Source organism: Yersinia hibernica (genome assembly GCF_004124235.1).
GTDB lineage: Bacteria > Pseudomonadota > Gammaproteobacteria > Enterobacterales > Enterobacteriaceae > Yersinia > Yersinia hibernica.
On the sequence record NZ_CP032487.1, the window covers coordinates 1,879,158 to 1,895,398 of the forward strand.

Here is a 16,241-nt window from a genome sequence, read left to right on the forward strand (position 1 = left end):
CATAATCAGGCCACCGCAGCTGCGGTATCCGTCGCAATATTTGGGGTACGTAGCATCGCCAAACTGAGCGCTTGCTCCTCCGTGGCATAACCGTGGTCTAGCTCACCGGAGATAGCCCCCTCACGCATCACCACAATCCGGTCTGCCAAACCGAGAACTTCCGGCAAATCACTTGAGGCAAACAGCACCGCAATGCCCTGTTTCGCCAGTTCATAAATAACGTTATAGATTTCATGCTTGGCCCCGACGTCAATGCCGCGCGTCGGCTCATCCAGCAAAATCACTTTCATATCCTCAGATAACCAGCGGCCTAAAATGGCTTTCTGCTGATTACCGCCGGAGAGATTCATAATCAACTGCTGGGGGCTGGGTGTTTTGATATTCAGTGACTGAATACGCAGCGCCGCATTCTCTTGCTCCCAGCGATGATTAATCAGGCAACCCGCCGTCAATGTCTTGCGCCGGGCGCTGATGTTGATATTGTCCTGCACTGAATGCACCGCAATGATGCCGTCGGCTTTGCGATCTTCGGGGCATAACATTATCCCGGCGCTGATGGCATCAATGGGCGAGCGGATCGTCAGCGGCTTGCCATCCAACAACACTTGGCCGCTGGTCAGTTTGGTGCCACCAAATAACCCTTTGAGTAATTCACTGCGCCCGGCCCCGACCAGGCCAAACAAGCCGACAATTTCGCCTTGATGCACCGTTAAGCTAATGGGCGACTGCACGCCGATGGCTTTTACCTCTTGTAATGTCAGGCGCTCTGGCCCGATATCACGCGGCTGATAGCCATAAATATCCCCCAGATTGCGCCCGACCATGGCTTGCACCAGTGAGTCATGATTAACCTGCGCCATATCAGCAAAAGTGCGCACATAGCGGCCATCTTTGAACACGGTAATGGCATCACTCAGGGCAAATATTTCTTCCATCCGATGCGAGACATACAAAATGACCCGCCCCTCAGCGCGTAATTCACGGATAACCCGGAACAATTGTTCGATTTCTCTGGCGGAGAGTGAGCTGGTCGGCTCATCAAAGGCAATGATTTTGGCATTGCGGGCCAGCGCTTTGGCAATTTCCACCATCTGCCATTGGCCGATGGAGAGATATTTCAGTGGCGTATCTGGGTCAATATCCAGCCCTAAATGGGCCAGTTGCAAACTGGATTCATAGCGCAGCAATTTGCGGTCAACCATGCCCATCTTGCTCGGCAATTGGCCCAGATAGATATTTTCTGCCACGGTCATTTCTGGCACTAAATGCAGTTCTTGATAAATAATGGCCACGCCGCCATCCAGTGCCTCAGTGGTATTGGTAAAATTAACCGCTTTACCTTTAATGCGGATTTCCCCCTGAGTCGGGGTGTAATTACCACTGAGAATTTTTAGCAAGGTCGATTTCCCGGCACCATTCTCCCCCATCAGGGCATGGATTTGACCGGCCTGACAGGTAAAACTGATGTCATCCAGCGCTTGCACACCGGGGAAACTTTTTCCGATGCCACAAAACGCCAGATAAGGTGACTGTTCGGCTTCCAGCTCGGCTTGTAACGCAGAATGGAGTGCTGACATGATGGCTTCCTTGATAGAGTTTGGGTTGCACCACACCACTGACTGCGTGGTCATTGGGGCAAGCCGTAGCCTGCCCTCAGTGCGCCATAGCGTTTAATGGATTACATCAAACCTTTTTTCTCCAGCTCGGTTTTGAAGTTATCCCGGGTGATGAGCACCACATCAGTCACTTCAGTAAATTTGGCGGGTTCAACATCTTTGGTCACCCAGTCATGCAACATCTGAATACTCTTGTAGCCGTGAATATCCGGACTAGGTAACAATGAGCCATAGAAGCCCGTTGCCTGACCTTTAGACAGTTCGCTGACCGCATCAACACCATTGATACCAATCCCGATGACATTCGGTGCTTTAAAGCCCTGCCCCTCAGTTGCCCGCACGCCACCCAATACGGTGTTGTCATTCATCCCCACAATCAGCCAGTTTTTCACTTCAGGATGCTGCACTAACATCGAGTTAGCGGCATCAAATGCCCCAGGGATATCATTAGATTTGGTCGGCACTTTATAGATCTGTTTTTCCGGGAAGCCGGCGGCTTTCAGCGCATCCATTGAACCTGTCGTGCGGCGGCGCGCAGTGTCCAGCTCATCAGAGGTGATCGCCATCACGGCAGTTTCCCCGGGTTGCCAGCCGCGATTATTCATTTCTTTCCACAATTCCTGCCCTTGGCGCTCACCAATTTTGGTGGCCGCCATCATCACTAACGGCACGCTATCCATCGGTTTGCCTTTGGCATTGACGAATTGATCATCCACCGCGATGACTTTCAGGTTATAGCTGCGCGCTTTCGCTTCGATGGCCGGCCCAAGTTTGGGATCCGGTGTACAGATGACGAAACCTTTCGCCCCACTGGCGGCCAGGCTGTCGATGGCATTCAGGGTTTTTTCACCATCTGGCACGGCAATTTTTATGACTTCAAAACCTAAATCTTTGCCGGCTTTATCCGCAAACTTCCATTCGGTCTGGAACCAGGGCTCTTCAGGCTGCTTGACCAAAAAGCCTAACTTCATGCTTTCGGCAATAGCTGAATGTGACATAACTGCCGCTAACCCAACCACTGCCAGCGCCTTAGTTAATTTATGCATAGTGTTCTCCGGACTTTTTTTGTAGGAAGAGATAATTTTTGGTTATTTAATCGTCAACCACGGCAATCAATCGATTTTTAGTGGAAACGTTATCAATAGTATTTTTTAACTTATGTAAGGTTAAAGCCAGTGTTTAAAGCGACTTAACCTCACCCTACCCGGTAAGACGCTGACAGTTTTAGCGTTAATTTCACCACAGAATGTAGAGCGCTATCACATCCAGGGATTACAGTTTATTTATCCATGTATTCAGCAAAATTAACCTATTACTAACTTTTGACTGACATCACAAAAACGCTATAGGAAGCAGAAAAGTACATACTTCCAGCTATCGGCTCCTCGCATCTTGCGGTCACTCACTTCTATCTTGGTTAGCAATTAATGGGCAATGACCAATGAATTCTTGTTTTCAGCACTGTGTTAGGAGCAACCACCATGACAGGCGACGTTATATCGGCAGACCGCCCTTTATTAACAAAAGAAGCGATAGCGCTCGGGTTGGATTTTGGCAGTGATTCAGTTCGGGTATTGGCGGTGGACTGCCAGCATGGCACCGAGATAGATACTGAAGTTGTCTACTATCCTCGCTGGCAGAAAGGTCTCTACAGCCACGCGGCACAAAACCAGTTCCGTCATCATCCCCTCGACTATATCGAAGCCATGGAACAGGCGATTCGCCAAGTCGTGGGCCGCCTGTCGCCAGAGCAACGCCAACACATCATTGGTATTGGCGTCGATACCACCGGCTCGACACCGGCTCCCATCGATGAGCAAGGCCAAATCTTGGCATTACGCCCCGATTTTGCTGAAAACCCCAATGCCATGTTTGTGCTCTGGAAAGACCACACCGCCATTGAAGAAGCAGAAGAAATCAATCGCTTATGCCGAAGTGGTCAATTTGATGATTATTCGCGTTACAGCGGCGGGGTTTACTCTTCAGAGTGGTTTTGGGCCAAAATTCTGCATGTCACCCGCGCGGATAAAGCGGTGTGTGATGCGGCGGTATCATGGATTGAGCTGTGCGACTGGATCCCCGCCCTGCTCTCAGGCACCACCGCGCCGAAAGATATTCAGCGCGGCCGCTGTGCTGCGGGGCATAAAAGTTTGTGGCACCCATCATGGGGCGGCTTACCCCCCCGGGAGTTTTTGGCAGCCCTGGATAGCCGCTTGGTCGACAATCTCGATGACCCGATGTTCACCGCGACCTATACCGCTGAGCGCCCGGTGGGGTTAATTACCGCGCAATGGGCTGAGCGGCTGGGGCTGCCAGCGACGGTGGTTATTGCCGGTGGCGCATTTGATTGTCATATGGGGGCGGTGGGTGCTGGAGCGCAACCTTATACACTAGTGAAAGTTATCGGCACCTCGACCTGCGATATTCTGATTGCTGACGAAAAATTAGTCGCTGGGCGCGCTATTGCTGGGATTTGCGGCCAAGTCGAAGGCAGTGTGGTGCCAGGCTGGATTGGTATGGAAGCCGGGCAGTCCGCATTTGGCGATATGTACGCCTGGTTCAGCCGTTTGTTGAGCTGGCCATTGCATCAGGCTGCTTTAGCCCACCCCGAGTTACAACCGCAGTTAACAAAGATTGAGTCAACCCTACTGGCAACATTGACCACTGAATGGGCTAAAAATCCATCACTTGACCACCTTCCCGTGGTGTTGGATTGGTTCAATGGCCGGCGCACCCCGAATGCCAATCAGCGGTTAAAAGGCGTGATTACTGACCTGAATCTGGGGACTGATGCCCCTACGTTGTTCGGTGGTTTTATTGCTGCCACCGCCTTTGGTGCTCGCGCCATTATGGAGTGTTTCGAACAGCAGGATATCCCGGTGGAGAACGTGCTGGCATTAGGCGGCATTGCTCGGAAATCACCGGTTATTATGCAGGTTTGTGCTGATGTCATGAACCGACCCCTGCAGATTGTGGCATCAGACCAATGTTGTGCATTAGGTGCGGCTATTTTTGCGGCGGTTGCCGCCGGTATTTTTGCCGATGTGCCGACGGCACAGCGCCACATGGCGTGTAAAATTGAGACAACCCTGACACCCAATGCGGCACAAGTGGCTCGCTATCAACAGCTTTATCAACGCTATCAACAGTGGTGTCTCTCCGCAGAGCCACACTACGCAGCGATAACCGAAGCGACGCTATGACCTTGATGCTCCGGCTGATTTATCACTGTATGCTTTATAAAAATTGATTAAATGGAGTATCCGATGGACGTATTCAAACAGTCAGAAGTGTGGTTTGTGATTGGCAGTCAGAACCTGTATGGTCCTAAAACCCTGCAACAAGTGACAGATAATGCCCATCATGTCGTCAACAACCTGAATCGCGAAGCGGGTTTGCCGGTAAAACTGGTGCTGAAACCTTTAGTGACCACGCCCGATGAAATCACCGCGTTGTGCCGCGAGGCTAACTATGATACCGCCTGTATCGGGGTCATGACTTGGCTGCATACTTTCTCTCCGGCCAAAATGTGGATTGGCGGGCTGAGCATTCTGAATAAACCTTTATTGCAATTCCATACTCAGTTTAATGCTCAGATCCCATGGGAAACCATGGATATGGACTTTATGAACTTGAACCAAACTGCCCACGGTGGCCGTGAGTTTGGTTTTATCGGCGCGCGTATGCGTCAACAACACAGTGTCATCACCGGCCACTGGCAAGATAAAGCCGCACATCAGCGTATCGGGCAATGGATGCGCGTCGCCGCGGCCAAACAAGAAAGCCAACAGCTAAAAGTGGCGCGTTTTGGCGATAACATGCGCGAAGTAGCGGTGACCGACGGGGATAAAGTGGCCGCACAAATCCAGTTTGGTTACTCAGTGAATGCTTATGGCATTGGGGATTTGGTCACGGTGGTGGATGCCGTCAGCCAAGCTGATATTGACACCTTGGTCGAAGAATATGAAGCCACTTACCGCTTGACTGATGCGGTAAAACTGCATGGGCCTAAGCGCGAAAACTTGCTGGATGCCGCGCGTATTGAGTTGGGGATGAAGCGCTTCCTGGAACAGGGCGGATTTAAAGCTTTCACCACTAACTTCGAAAATCTTTATGGATTGAAACAGTTACCTGGCTTAGCCGTTCAGCGCCTGATGCAGCAAGGCTATGGTTTTGGTGGCGAAGGCGATTGGAAAACCGCCGCGTTACTGCGCATTCTGAAAGTCATGGGAACCGGTCTGCAAGGTGGCACATCCTTTATGGAGGATTACACCTATAACTTCCAACCGGGTAATGATCTGGTGGTGGGCTCCCATATGCTCGAAGTTTGTCCGTCTATCGCCAAAGAAGAAAAACCGCTGTTGGATGTACAGCATTTAGGGATTGGCGGTAAAGCGGATCCCGCGCGGTTGATCTTCTCGACACCGGCGGGCCCAGCACTGAATGCCAGCTTGATCGATATGGGGAACCGCTTCCGCTTGCTGGTCAATGTCGTTGATACGGTTGAACAGCCGCATCCGTTACCCAAACTGCCCGTCGCCCGAGCTATTTGGCAAGCGCAACCCTCGTTGGCAACGGCGGCCGAAGCTTGGATTATTGCCGGTGGCGCGCACCATACTGTTTTCTCACAAGCCATCGGGGTCGATGAATTGCGCCTGTATGCTGAAATGCATGACATTGAATTCCTGCTTATCGATAACGACACCACCTTACCGGCCTTTAAAAATGAAATTCGCTGGAATGAAGTGTATTACCATCTGAACCGCTAGCGGGCCGCCGCTGGTGTGCTTAGCCTTATCACTCATCTCAAGGGGCTTATTGCCCCTTGTTACTGGGTTTTTAACTCGATTTTCACTTCTATTTTCAACCCGATATCTAGCGCGACGGCCATTGCCAGTCAGCCCTTGCCGCTGGTTGTACCGTGGTTTCGCTGAGTTCTTTGCGCAACAAGATAGAGTGGCAATCATTTTCTTGTTGCAGTGCACTGACTAATGCGGCGGCATGAGACACCACAATCACCTGAGTATGCTGTGCTGCCTGACCAATCAACCGGGCTAATGGTTGTAGCAAGTCAACATGCAAACTTATTTCCGGCTCATTAAGGATAATCATTTCTGGCGGACGCGGGGAGAGCAATGCCGCCACCAGCAACAAATAACGTAAAGTCCCGTCCGACAATTCAGCCACTTTGAGTGGTCTCAATAAGCCCTGCTGTGACAGCAACAGTTCAAAGTTAGGTTGAATAGCTAACGTGGTGCCCGGGAAAGCATCGGCGATGGTATGGTTTAAAGCATCAACATCCCCTATTTCCCTGATGGTTTGCAGTGCCGCCGCCAAATCCGCCCCATCACTGGCAAGCACCGGTGTATAAGTTCCGATTTGGGGTTGGCGTGCTGGTGCCTGGCGGTCTGTGCGCAAATTGTCATAAAATCGCCAGGCGCGCATGCGCTCTCGCATGAGTAAAATCTCCGGCGCATCGCGCGGGTCGGTGCTGTGTGTCATCATGCTGTCATGGCTGGCTAACCCGTGATATGCCTCGCGCCAAATGCCGTGGTCATCACGCAGGCGGACTCTCGGCCCACGGCGCTCGGCAAAAATATGACTGTGGTGCAAGATATCGCCACACCATAGCGTTTCAATCTTGATTTCGGGGTCACGAGTGAAGTAAGAGCCGTGAATACTGCCGTCACCTGCCGGGAAAGATCCGCGAGAGTCCGGTAGCCCTAGATTGATGGCATAGCCGTAGTCCGCCGCGGAAAAGCCAAGCTTTAGGCTGACAGGATGATGGCGGACCACACCTTGAATGGGTTGTTCGCCAGTTTTCATCGCCCGAGAGAATGATTCAGGCCCAGCCCATAGCGTTGACTGTAATCCCCCTTCTGCTGCCAGTGATTGAATAACCTGCCCTTGACCAATGTCAGACAGTAATCTCAGCGCCCGATAGAGGCTGGATTTGCCACTGCCATTAGCGCCGGTAATTACATTCAGTGGCCCCAATTCCAGCACCACATCACGTAGAGAGCGATAGCCCGAGATAGCCAGCCGCGTAATCATAATTTTCCTTATTGAAATGCCCCGTCGCGCCACCCACTGACTATATATACAGTAGTCATTGATTGCACCACTTGTCTCGCCCTTGTTTAGCCGCTATTGACTGTTTGGCGCAGGGGTTGAGCCGTTGGCCCCGCTTTACTCTGTCTGTAATTGCCACAAACGTGCATAAGTGCCGGACTGGGTGAGCAACTCTTGATGACTGCCATGTTCCAATACTTTTCCCTCTTTTAATACAACAATGCGATGGCATTGGCGCAATGTATTTAGCCGATGTGCGATGCAAATGACGGTGCGGTTGCGAGTAATTTCCGGGAGCTGGCGCATGATTGCCGCCTCTGACTCATAATCCAGCGCACTGGTGGCTTCATCAAGAATCAGAATTTTTGGCTCCGCCATCAATGCTCTCGCCAATGCCACTCGCTGGCGCTGTCCGCCAGATAGCAGGCCACCCCGCTCACCGACTGGCGTGTGATAGCCCTGCGGCAGCGCCATAATAAAGTCATGGGCGCCGGCTAATCGGGCAATACGCTCAACGTCGCTATCCTGCGCATTGGGGCGGCACTGACAGATATTGTCGCGTATCGACCCGGAAAACAGGATGCTTTCCTGCAACACCACACTCATCTGGCAGCGCAATGTGGTCGCATCGGTAATCGCCAAATCCTGCCCATCCACCAGAATTTGCCCGTGCTGTGGGGTATATAGCCGTTGGAGTAGCTTGGTTAGTGTCGATTTCCCACTGCCTGATGGCCCAGTAATCCCGATAAATTCACCACTGGCGATAGTTAAATTTAAGTTTTGTATCACTTCGGCGCTATCAGCCCGATAACGAAAACGCACCTGTTTAAAGGCCAAACTCCCTGGCCGATGATGATTGGCTAACAACCCCGTACTGCCCGGCTCGGTCGGAGAATCCAAGATGGTGCCAATGCGCTGTAAAGCCACTCGCGTATGCTGGAAATCTTGCCAGATTTGCGCCAGACGCAGGATAGGCTGAGTGACATAACCTGAAAACAGTGTGAAGGCGATAAATTGCCCCGGGCTTAGCTCGCCCGCCAATACCAACGTCACTCCCCGCCACAATAGGATTGCCGCCGTCACTTTATGAATGAGCGTGATACCTTGTTCGGCGATGTTCGCGGCTCTGGCACTGGCAAATGAGGCCCGCACATAGCCTGCCAGTGATTGCTGCCAGCGCCGATTAAACAGCTTTTCCGTGGCCGATGTTTTGATGGTTTCCAACCCACTGATAGCTTCAGTGAGAAAGGCGGTATTCTGCGCACTGGCTTCATATTGCCGCTCCACCCGCCGTTGCAGCCCCCCGCCAACCGCGCGCCAGAACAACAGATAGCCCAGCAGAGAGCACAGCACTATCCCGGTCAGCTGTGAGCTGTAGCGAAACATCACCGCGATAAAGGTGCTGACAAAGAGTAAATCGAGCAACATCGTGAGGGCAGAACCGGTCAAAAAACTGCGGATTTGCTCCATTTCTCGCACTTTCGCGATAGTTTGCCCGGTTTGCTGCCCGGCAAAGTAGCCCAGCGGCAACCCCATTAAATGACGATACAGGCCACTATTTAGCTCCGCCCCCACGCGGCTGGAGAGATGTGAAAACAGCCAACTGCGCAAAAAGGTATAACACGGCTCCACAATCGCCAGCGCTATCATGGCAATCCCCAGCACCAGTAAACTCCCCATGCCACGGCTGACTAACACTTTGTCGATGACAGATTCAAATAGCAGCGGCGTCACTAGCAAAATGGCCTGTAATAGCAATGAAACCAGCATAATGTTACGCAACTGATGGCGGTATTTGGTGATGGCCGGGATAAACCAGCGAAAGCCAAATGGGGTTTTCTTGATTTCAGGCGGCTCCGCCTTGGCCAATAATATGGCCTCACCGCACCACAAGCTGGCCAGTTGCTGCGGGTTTATCTGTTTCTGCTGGTCATCAGAAGAAAAATAGACGCTCGCCCCTTGTTCATTCAGGGCCAATAACACATACCACTGAGTGCCACGACAAAACAGCAGTGGCAGCGGCAGCTTGCTCAGTTGTGAAAAGCGGTAATTGACGATTCTGGCGCGTAACCCAATCCAAGCCGCACAGCGGCACACCGCAATGTTATCTATTGCTGGCGGGGCTAATCCGACCTTATGTGCCAAGTGTGAGGCCTCGACCGCCAGATCAAAACAGGCGGCGGCGCGGGCCAACGCGGCCAATGGCTGAATCGGCGGCGCAGAGGTTGAGTTCATCATATCAGCGCTCCCTCATGGCTTCTGCTTGGTACTGTTGTAGTGGGCTAAGTAAATAATCAATCACGCGGCGGCGGCCGGTTTTAATTTCAGCACTGACCGCCATGCCGGCCGATAAACGTACCGGTTTGCCCTCAACAATGAGCGTATCGCTATTGAGTCGGATACGCGCCGGAAACACTAAACCTTGCTGTTGGTCTTCCAGCGCATCACGGGAGATATATTTGACCTCACCGGAGAGTGTGCCGAAGCGGGTATAGGGGAAACTGTCTATTTTGACTTCCACCGCCTGGCCGGGTAACACAAAACCGACATCTTTATTGAGGATCATCACATCCAGCTCTAGCTGATGATTTTCCGGCACCAAAACCATCAGTGCTTGAGCGCTGGTCACCACGCCGCCAACAGTATGCACCGTGGATTGCTGTATCACGCCCGCCACCGGGGCGCGTAAGGTCTGTTGCCGCTGCTGTTCCATCAATTTCACCCGCTCTTGCTGTAATTGGTTCACCACCTCATGGGTCTTATTTAATTGCTCCTGATAACCGCGTTTTTTTTGCGCCAAATAGTGCAATCGGGTTTGCATCAGCTGGTTTGCTTTCGCGTGCAAAACATCCTGTTCATTCTGCAAGCGGCTGGCCTCGGCATTCGCATTCAACCACTCGCGCTCTTGTAGCAAAACCTCAATTTGAGCAATTGACTGAGACTTCACCAAGGTCTGCAATGCCTGCAAGCGCTGATAAATATTCTTCATCAATACGCGTTGGTGGGTAATATTGCTCTCCCCGGCCTGAAGATATGCTTGATTAACCGCCTGCTCACTGTCTTGGCGCGCCAGCTCGGCATTCACTTCGTGATATTCTTTCAGCAACAGGGCTTTGGCTGTCGTCACCAAATTTTCAGGGGTGTTATGGCGATAATTGAAGTGTGCCAGTGGGTCATCGCTCAGTAGCGCCGACATTCGCGCCACTTCGAGCGAGCGATGCATTAATTGTTGATTGATATTACTGACCTCGGCATCAATCCCAATGGGATTAAGCGCGATTAACACTTGCCCCGCATCCACCCGGTCACCATCACGGACATTAATTGCGGCCACCACCCCCGGTTGAAAGGATTGAATGACTTTGGAATGTTCAGCAACCATCACTTTGCCACTGGCCGAGGCATGAATATCAAACCGCCCGACAATCGCCCAAATCAATACCAATAACAGCGTGAGTGCCAACCCCCAGGCAGTGCGCCGCGCCAATGGGGCGACCGGCCGCTCGACAATCGCCAGATAAGCGGGAAGAAAATCATATTCATCGCGGGTTCGCTCGGCAAAAAAGTGGCTTTGCCAACGTTTTTTGAGTCGGTTAAAAATCGCTAACTTCGCCAAAGTGTGCATTGGCATCATATTGATTTCTCCTGACCGAAATCGGCTTGCTGTCGCCACAGCTGGGCATAAACGCCATTTTGCGCCAGCAGCTGTTCATGAGGCGCCAGCTCAGTCACCCGGCCTTGAGTTATCACCGCAATACGGTGGCAATGGCGCACCGTTGAGAGCCGATGGGCGATGGTGATAACTGTGCGATGAGCGATAATGCGCGACATATTTTTCTGTACTTCAGCTTGTGACTCGTCATCCAGTGCGCTGGTTGCTTCATCAAAAATCAAGATGCGGGGATTGGCCAGCAGGGTGCGGGCAATCGCAATACGTTGACGTTGCCCCCCAGAAAGAGAGGCTCCGCCCTCGGACAATAGGGTGTCGTAGCCGAGCGGCAAAGCCAGAATAAAGGCGTTAGCACCAGCCAGTGTGGCGGCGTCGACAACCTCACTGAGCGAAGCTGTTGGCCGAGAATGGGCAATATTTTCACGGACCGTGCGGTTAAACAGGTAGCTTTCCTGCATCACCACCCCCACGTTACGCCGCAGATATTCAGGCGAGAACTGACTTATTGGCCATCCATCAATATTGATAACCCCTTGCTCAGCAATATAAAGGCGTTGTAACAGCCGCGCGACCGTGCTTTTACCTGACCCCGATGGCCCCACCAGCCCGATATGCTCCCCGGCACGCAGTGACAATGAAAAATCAGATAGCACCGGGTCAAGGTCGGGGCGATAGCGAAAAGTCACATTTTTCAGGGCGATATCACCGTTAATCGGGGTGGTAGGCGCTGCGTTTCCCGCGGTTTGCTCGACTGGCAAGCGCAAAATATCGGCGATTAGCGCCAGCCCAACCTGCGCACGGATGCTCTGTTGCCATAAATCAACCAGCTTACTCATCGGCATTAATGCTTGAACCGCCAGCATGTTAAAGGCAATTAATTGCCCGATACTCAGGTGCACAGACATCACTTGATATGCCCCAATCACTATCACCAGCGCCCCGGCAAATTTTTGCAATAATTGAGCGCATTGGCTGCTGAGGTTTTGCAGATTTTGTACTTGAAAATTGGCTTGGGCATAATCGCGCGTTTGTCTCTCCCAGCGCTGCTGCATGTGTGGCTCTAATGCCAGGCTTTTTACTGTTTCAACACCTGAGACGCTTTCGGTCAAAAATGCGCCATTGCGGGCCGCGCAGCCGCACAACACTTCGACTTTTTTTTGCAGCGGGCGCGTGGTCAAGGCGGCTAATAACAGATAAAACGGTAGCGTCGCCAAAACCAATAATGTCAGTAGCGGCGAAATACACCACATGACGCTAAATAATACCAAGGTAAAAACCACATCCACACCTAAGGTCAGGGCCGAACCGGTAATAAATTCACGAATATTGTCTAATTCCCGCACTCTGGCGACAATATTCCCCACCTGGCGTTGCTTAAAATAACTGAGTGGTAACTTAATTAAGTGTTTAAATAGCTTGCCGCCCAGCAAAATATCTACCCGGGTCGTGGTGTGGCTAAAAATATATTCACGCAAAAACTTCAGCACCACTTCATATATACCGACCACTAATAATACAATAATTAACACATCAAGGGTTGCCAGTGCATTGTGTACTAAGACCTTATCCATAATGACCTGAAAAAAAAGGGGCGAGATCAATGCCAGGAACTGCAATAACATGGATAGCACTAAAACTTGAAACAGTGATTTACGGTGGCGGAATAAAACCGGAATAAACCAGCGGATATCAAATCGTGAATGGCGACAATACAGCACCACCCCGCCCCACATCATACTAAGCTCTTGATAATTTATTATTTTTGGCTTTTTGCTGTCAGCGTATTGCACTAATGCCTGATTATCACTCAGCCGAGCTAATACTATAAACCGGCCTTGAGCATCACGAAATGCCAGTGGCAACTGCTTAGTTTTAATTTTATTTAACGGTTGTTTTTTGATATTGAAACGGAGGGATGTCGCGCGCGATAATTGGGATAAATATTGCTGTAATGCTGTGAATGTCACCTTGGCTGAGATATCAACGGCCGCTTTCTGGCTAAATATTTTCACCGGTTCTGCATTAATTCCGGCGAGACAAAGCAAGCGCGCGGCACAAACTAAACAAGAATGAATATGGTTTTCCATAAATAATATTGCCTATATTATCGTCAAAGTCAGATAACTTTCTGTGGTCATAGAATATAACCCCGCAAGGGTATAATACCTGTGACACTCCCGCCTGATAAAATAAGGTTTTATAATAAATTCAATCTCAAAATTTCTTTAATTTGTTTAAAAAAACAAACTCACTCTCAAAGTCATCAATTCAATAATATGAATCAGCATTCTGGTATTACTGGCCATGTTGTCAACACCCCTGAGTGGCCCGTGCTTGGCACTTCACATTTATTGATTTGTATCGCTAATTCCTCAGTATTTTGTGTGATAATTCCGCGGTGATTGATCGCCATTGTGATTGGCCGCCGCCGTTTTATCACTGATAACAGGAATTTCCTCACCATGACACCGACACTACCGCCGACTGCCGATGCTCTCACGCCCCTATCTGATATAAATCCTGCTGCCAATCTGCTGCCAATCCAATGTATTGCTCAGCAATTAGGTCTCAGCGCAGATGATTTAATCCCTTATGGGCATCATATGGCGAAAATCGATATCCGGGCATTACGCCCCGGTAGCGCGCAGGGCAAGCTGATTCTGGTTTCCAGCATTACGCCAACCCCGCTGGGAGAGGGTAAAACTGTCACCACTATTGGCTTGAGTCAGGGGATTAATCGATTAGGTTATCGCGGCGTGGCTTGTATTCGCCAGCCCAGTCTTGGCCCAGTTTTTGGTGTCAAAGGGGGCGCCGCAGGCGGTGGCTGCGCGCAAGTGTTGCCCATGGAAAAATTGAACCTGCACCTGACCGGCGATATCCATGCTATCAGTGCTGCACATAATTTAGCCGCCGCGGCGCTGGATGCGCGGCTCTATCATGAACAGCGCTTGGGGCACGCCTTTAGCCAGCAAACGGGCAGGCCGCTGTTGAATATTGATGCACAACAAATCCTCTGGCCGCGGGTGGTTGATCTTAATGATCGCGCGCTGCGGCAGATTCAAATCGGGGTTGGCGGAGGCAGTCACGGGGTGGCGCGGGCTGATCATGTCGAAATTACCGCCGCATCAGAGCTGATGGCTATTTTGGCGTTATCAGAAAATTTGCATGATATGCGCCAGCGTATTGGCCGGATTATTTTGGCCAAAAACACCGACGGCCAGCCGATTACCGCAGATGACTTGGGCGTAGCCGGTGCCATGACCGCACTGATGAAAGAGACAGTCCACCCGACACTGATGCAAACCAGTGAACAAACACCGGTGCTTATCCATGCCGGGCCATTTGCCAATATTGCCCACGGCAACTCCTCCGTACTGGCTGACCGTCTAGGATTACAATTAGCGGAATATGTGGTCACCGAGGCCGGTTTTGGTTCCGATATGGGCATGGAGAAGTTTTTCAATATTAAGTATCGCCAATCCGGCATCGCCCCTTCCTGTGTGGTTTTGGTCGCCACATTACGCAGTTTGAAAGCCAATAGTGGCGTTTTTGACATCAAACCGGGGCAGCCGCTTCCTGCAGAAATTCTTAATACGCATATCCCCTTATTGAGTCAAGGCTGTGCCAATCTAGCCTGGCATATTCAGCACGCCAGAAGCTATGGCTTGCCGGTGGTAGTGGCGGTCAATCGCTTTCCTGACGACAGTGCCGAGGAACTGGCATTTTTGCGCGACTATGCCCTCTCCGCCGGTGCTGTTGCCTGCGAAATCAGTGAGGCTTTTGCTAAAGGCGGTGCCGGCACCGCCAACTTGGCACAGCAGGTTATTGCCGCGTGTAGCCAGACCACAGCCCCCACTTTGCCCTACCCGGATAACGCCGCGCTGGAGCAAAAAATACAGATTTTGGCGCAACGCTACGGCGCCCGAGAGGTCACCCTCACCCCACTGGCGCGTCAGCAGCTTGATGAAATAACGGCGGCAGGTTTTGCTCATTTACCGCTGTGTATGGCCAAAACGCCACTTTCCATCAGCGCCGATGCCAGCTTGAAGAATGTTCCTGTGGACTTTGTGTTGCCTATCACGTCGTGCGCAGTATCCGCCGGTGCCGGGTTTGTCCGCATTTTTGCTGGGGATATTATGACCATGCCGGGCCTAGGAACCGAGCCTGCGTATTATCATATTGATATAGATGACGAGGGGCGTATTCACGGGTTAAGCTAGTGTGATACCAGAGTAATAAGTTAATCGACAAATAAGGTTTATTATGTCTCAACAGCAAGAATATCAACGAGTTGGCGGTTGGCTATTGGCTCCGCTGGCCTATCTGATTGTGACATTGCTCAGTGCCAGCTTGATGTTGGCACTCTATGCCATGGCGATTTTTACGCCAGAATCCAGAGAATATCTGGTGACTAACTCACAAGCATTTACACTGCAATGGTATTTCTCTGTGGTCACCACGGCTTTAATGTGGATTTATACAATATGGGTTATCTGGCTGTTGTGTAGCCGCTCACAACGTTTCCCCCAATGGTTTATTTTATGGTTATTGCTCACCGTATTATTGGCGTTAAAAGCATTTGCGTTTTCCCCTATCAGCGATGATATCGCCTTGCGCACCTTGGGCTGGCCCCTATTGGCCGCCGCGGTTTTTGTGCCCTATATCAAACGTTCTCAACGGGTGAAAGCCACATTTATCGAAAAATAAGCGCGTATTCTCCTTCTTCCTATCCCCAAAGGATTTTTGTGTTACGGCCAGCTCGCCCCGCAAGACACCCAAGGAGTTGAGGTAACTCAATGACTTGGGTGAGCAATCGCCGCCCACCGCCCCCTATCTTGCAAGATGGCGAATAAAATCGTAATAACCTTGTATTTCATCTGTTG

10 protein-coding genes are annotated in these 16,241 nt (G+C 51.1%); 4 read left to right on the forward strand and 6 right to left on the reverse strand.

Features of this window, described 5'->3' with window-relative positions:
* Window positions 1–5: 5 nt before the first annotated feature.
* Window positions 6–1,577 (reverse strand): L-arabinose ABC transporter ATP-binding protein AraG, encoded by a 1,572-nt coding sequence (araG, locus tag D5F51_RS08845; RefSeq protein ID WP_129196231.1) that lies wholly within the window; start codon window positions 1,575–1,577, stop codon window positions 6–8.
* A 101-nt stretch (window positions 1,578–1,678) separates the two neighbouring features.
* The gene (locus D5F51_RS08850) at window positions 1,679–2,662 is read right to left on the reverse strand and encodes an arabinose ABC transporter substrate-binding protein (protein WP_087769523.1); all 984 of its coding nucleotides are present in this window, start codon (window positions 2,660–2,662) and stop codon (window positions 1,679–1,681) included.
* A gap of 435 nt (window positions 2,663–3,097) precedes the next feature.
* Here D5F51_RS08850 and D5F51_RS08855 point away from each other — a divergent pair, with 435 nt between their 5' ends.
* Together D5F51_RS08855 and araA are read left to right on the forward strand one after the other, a co-directional pair.
* A complete protein-coding gene (locus D5F51_RS08855) occupies window positions 3,098–4,819 on the forward strand; it encodes a ribulokinase (protein ID WP_087769522.1) in 1,722 nt (573 codons plus the stop codon).
* 63 nt (window positions 4,820–4,882) lie between these two features.
* On the forward strand, window positions 4,883–6,385 hold the full coding sequence (gene araA, locus D5F51_RS08860; protein ID WP_025378231.1) for an L-arabinose isomerase: 1,503 nt from the start codon (window positions 4,883–4,885) through the stop codon (window positions 6,383–6,385).
* 106 nt (window positions 6,386–6,491) lie between these two features.
* Here the strand turns inward: araA and D5F51_RS08865 are convergent, their stop codons facing one another.
* The 4 genes from D5F51_RS08865 to D5F51_RS08880 form a co-directional block, all read right to left on the reverse strand.
* A complete protein-coding gene (locus D5F51_RS08865; protein WP_129196233.1) occupies window positions 6,492–7,670 on the reverse strand; it encodes an AAA family ATPase in 1,179 nt (392 codons plus the stop codon).
* A gap of 135 nt (window positions 7,671–7,805) precedes the next feature.
* Window positions 7,806–9,926 (reverse strand): type I secretion system permease/ATPase, encoded by a 2,121-nt coding sequence (locus D5F51_RS08870; protein ID WP_129196235.1) that lies wholly within the window; start codon window positions 9,924–9,926, stop codon window positions 7,806–7,808.
* A 1-nt stretch (window position 9,927) separates the two neighbouring features.
* The gene (locus tag D5F51_RS08875; RefSeq protein ID WP_162301834.1) at window positions 9,928–11,313 is read right to left on the reverse strand and encodes an HlyD family type I secretion periplasmic adaptor subunit; all 1,386 of its coding nucleotides are present in this window, start codon (window positions 11,311–11,313) and stop codon (window positions 9,928–9,930) included.
* A gap of 5 nt (window positions 11,314–11,318) precedes the next feature.
* The gene (locus D5F51_RS08880) at window positions 11,319–13,445 is read right to left on the reverse strand and encodes a peptidase domain-containing ABC transporter (protein ID WP_129196239.1); all 2,127 of its coding nucleotides are present in this window, start codon (window positions 13,443–13,445) and stop codon (window positions 11,319–11,321) included.
* 375 nt (window positions 13,446–13,820) lie between these two features.
* Here D5F51_RS08880 and D5F51_RS08890 point away from each other — a divergent pair, with 375 nt between their 5' ends.
* The gene (locus D5F51_RS08890) at window positions 13,821–15,578 is read left to right on the forward strand and encodes a formate--tetrahydrofolate ligase (RefSeq protein ID WP_162301716.1); all 1,758 of its coding nucleotides are present in this window, start codon (window positions 13,821–13,823) and stop codon (window positions 15,576–15,578) included.
* A gap of 43 nt (window positions 15,579–15,621) precedes the next feature.
* A complete protein-coding gene (locus D5F51_RS08895) occupies window positions 15,622–16,065 on the forward strand; it encodes a DUF2569 domain-containing protein (RefSeq protein WP_025378227.1) in 444 nt (147 codons plus the stop codon).
* The last annotated feature ends 176 nt before the right edge of the window (window positions 16,066–16,241 follow it).

Excerpts from the sequence above, each read along its gene's own strand:
- araG (WP_129196231.1), bottom strand. The coding sequence starts at position 1,577 with ATGTCAGCACTCCATTCTGCGTTACAAGCCGAGCTGGAAGCCGAACAG.
- D5F51_RS08850 (WP_087769523.1), bottom strand. The coding sequence starts at position 2,662 with ATGCATAAATTAACTAAGGCGCTGGCAGTGGTTGGGTTAGCGGCAGTT.
- D5F51_RS08855 (WP_087769522.1), top strand. The coding sequence starts at position 3,098 with ATGACAGGCGACGTTATATCGGCAGACCGCCCTTTATTAACAAAAGAA.
- araA (WP_025378231.1), top strand. The coding sequence starts at position 4,883 with ATGGACGTATTCAAACAGTCAGAAGTGTGGTTTGTGATTGGCAGTCAG.
- D5F51_RS08865 (WP_129196233.1), bottom strand. The coding sequence starts at position 7,670 with ATGATTACGCGGCTGGCTATCTCGGGCTATCGCTCTCTACGTGATGTG.
- D5F51_RS08870 (WP_129196235.1), bottom strand. The coding sequence starts at position 9,926 with ATGATGAACTCAACCTCTGCGCCGCCGATTCAGCCATTGGCCGCGTTG.
- D5F51_RS08875 (WP_162301834.1), bottom strand. The coding sequence starts at position 11,313 with ATGCACACTTTGGCGAAGTTAGCGATTTTTAACCGACTCAAAAAACGT.
- D5F51_RS08880 (WP_129196239.1), bottom strand. The coding sequence starts at position 13,445 with ATGGAAAACCATATTCATTCTTGTTTAGTTTGTGCCGCGCGCTTGCTT.
- D5F51_RS08890 (WP_162301716.1), top strand. The coding sequence starts at position 13,821 with ATGACACCGACACTACCGCCGACTGCCGATGCTCTCACGCCCCTATCT.
- D5F51_RS08895 (WP_025378227.1), top strand. The coding sequence starts at position 15,622 with ATGTCTCAACAGCAAGAATATCAACGAGTTGGCGGTTGGCTATTGGCT.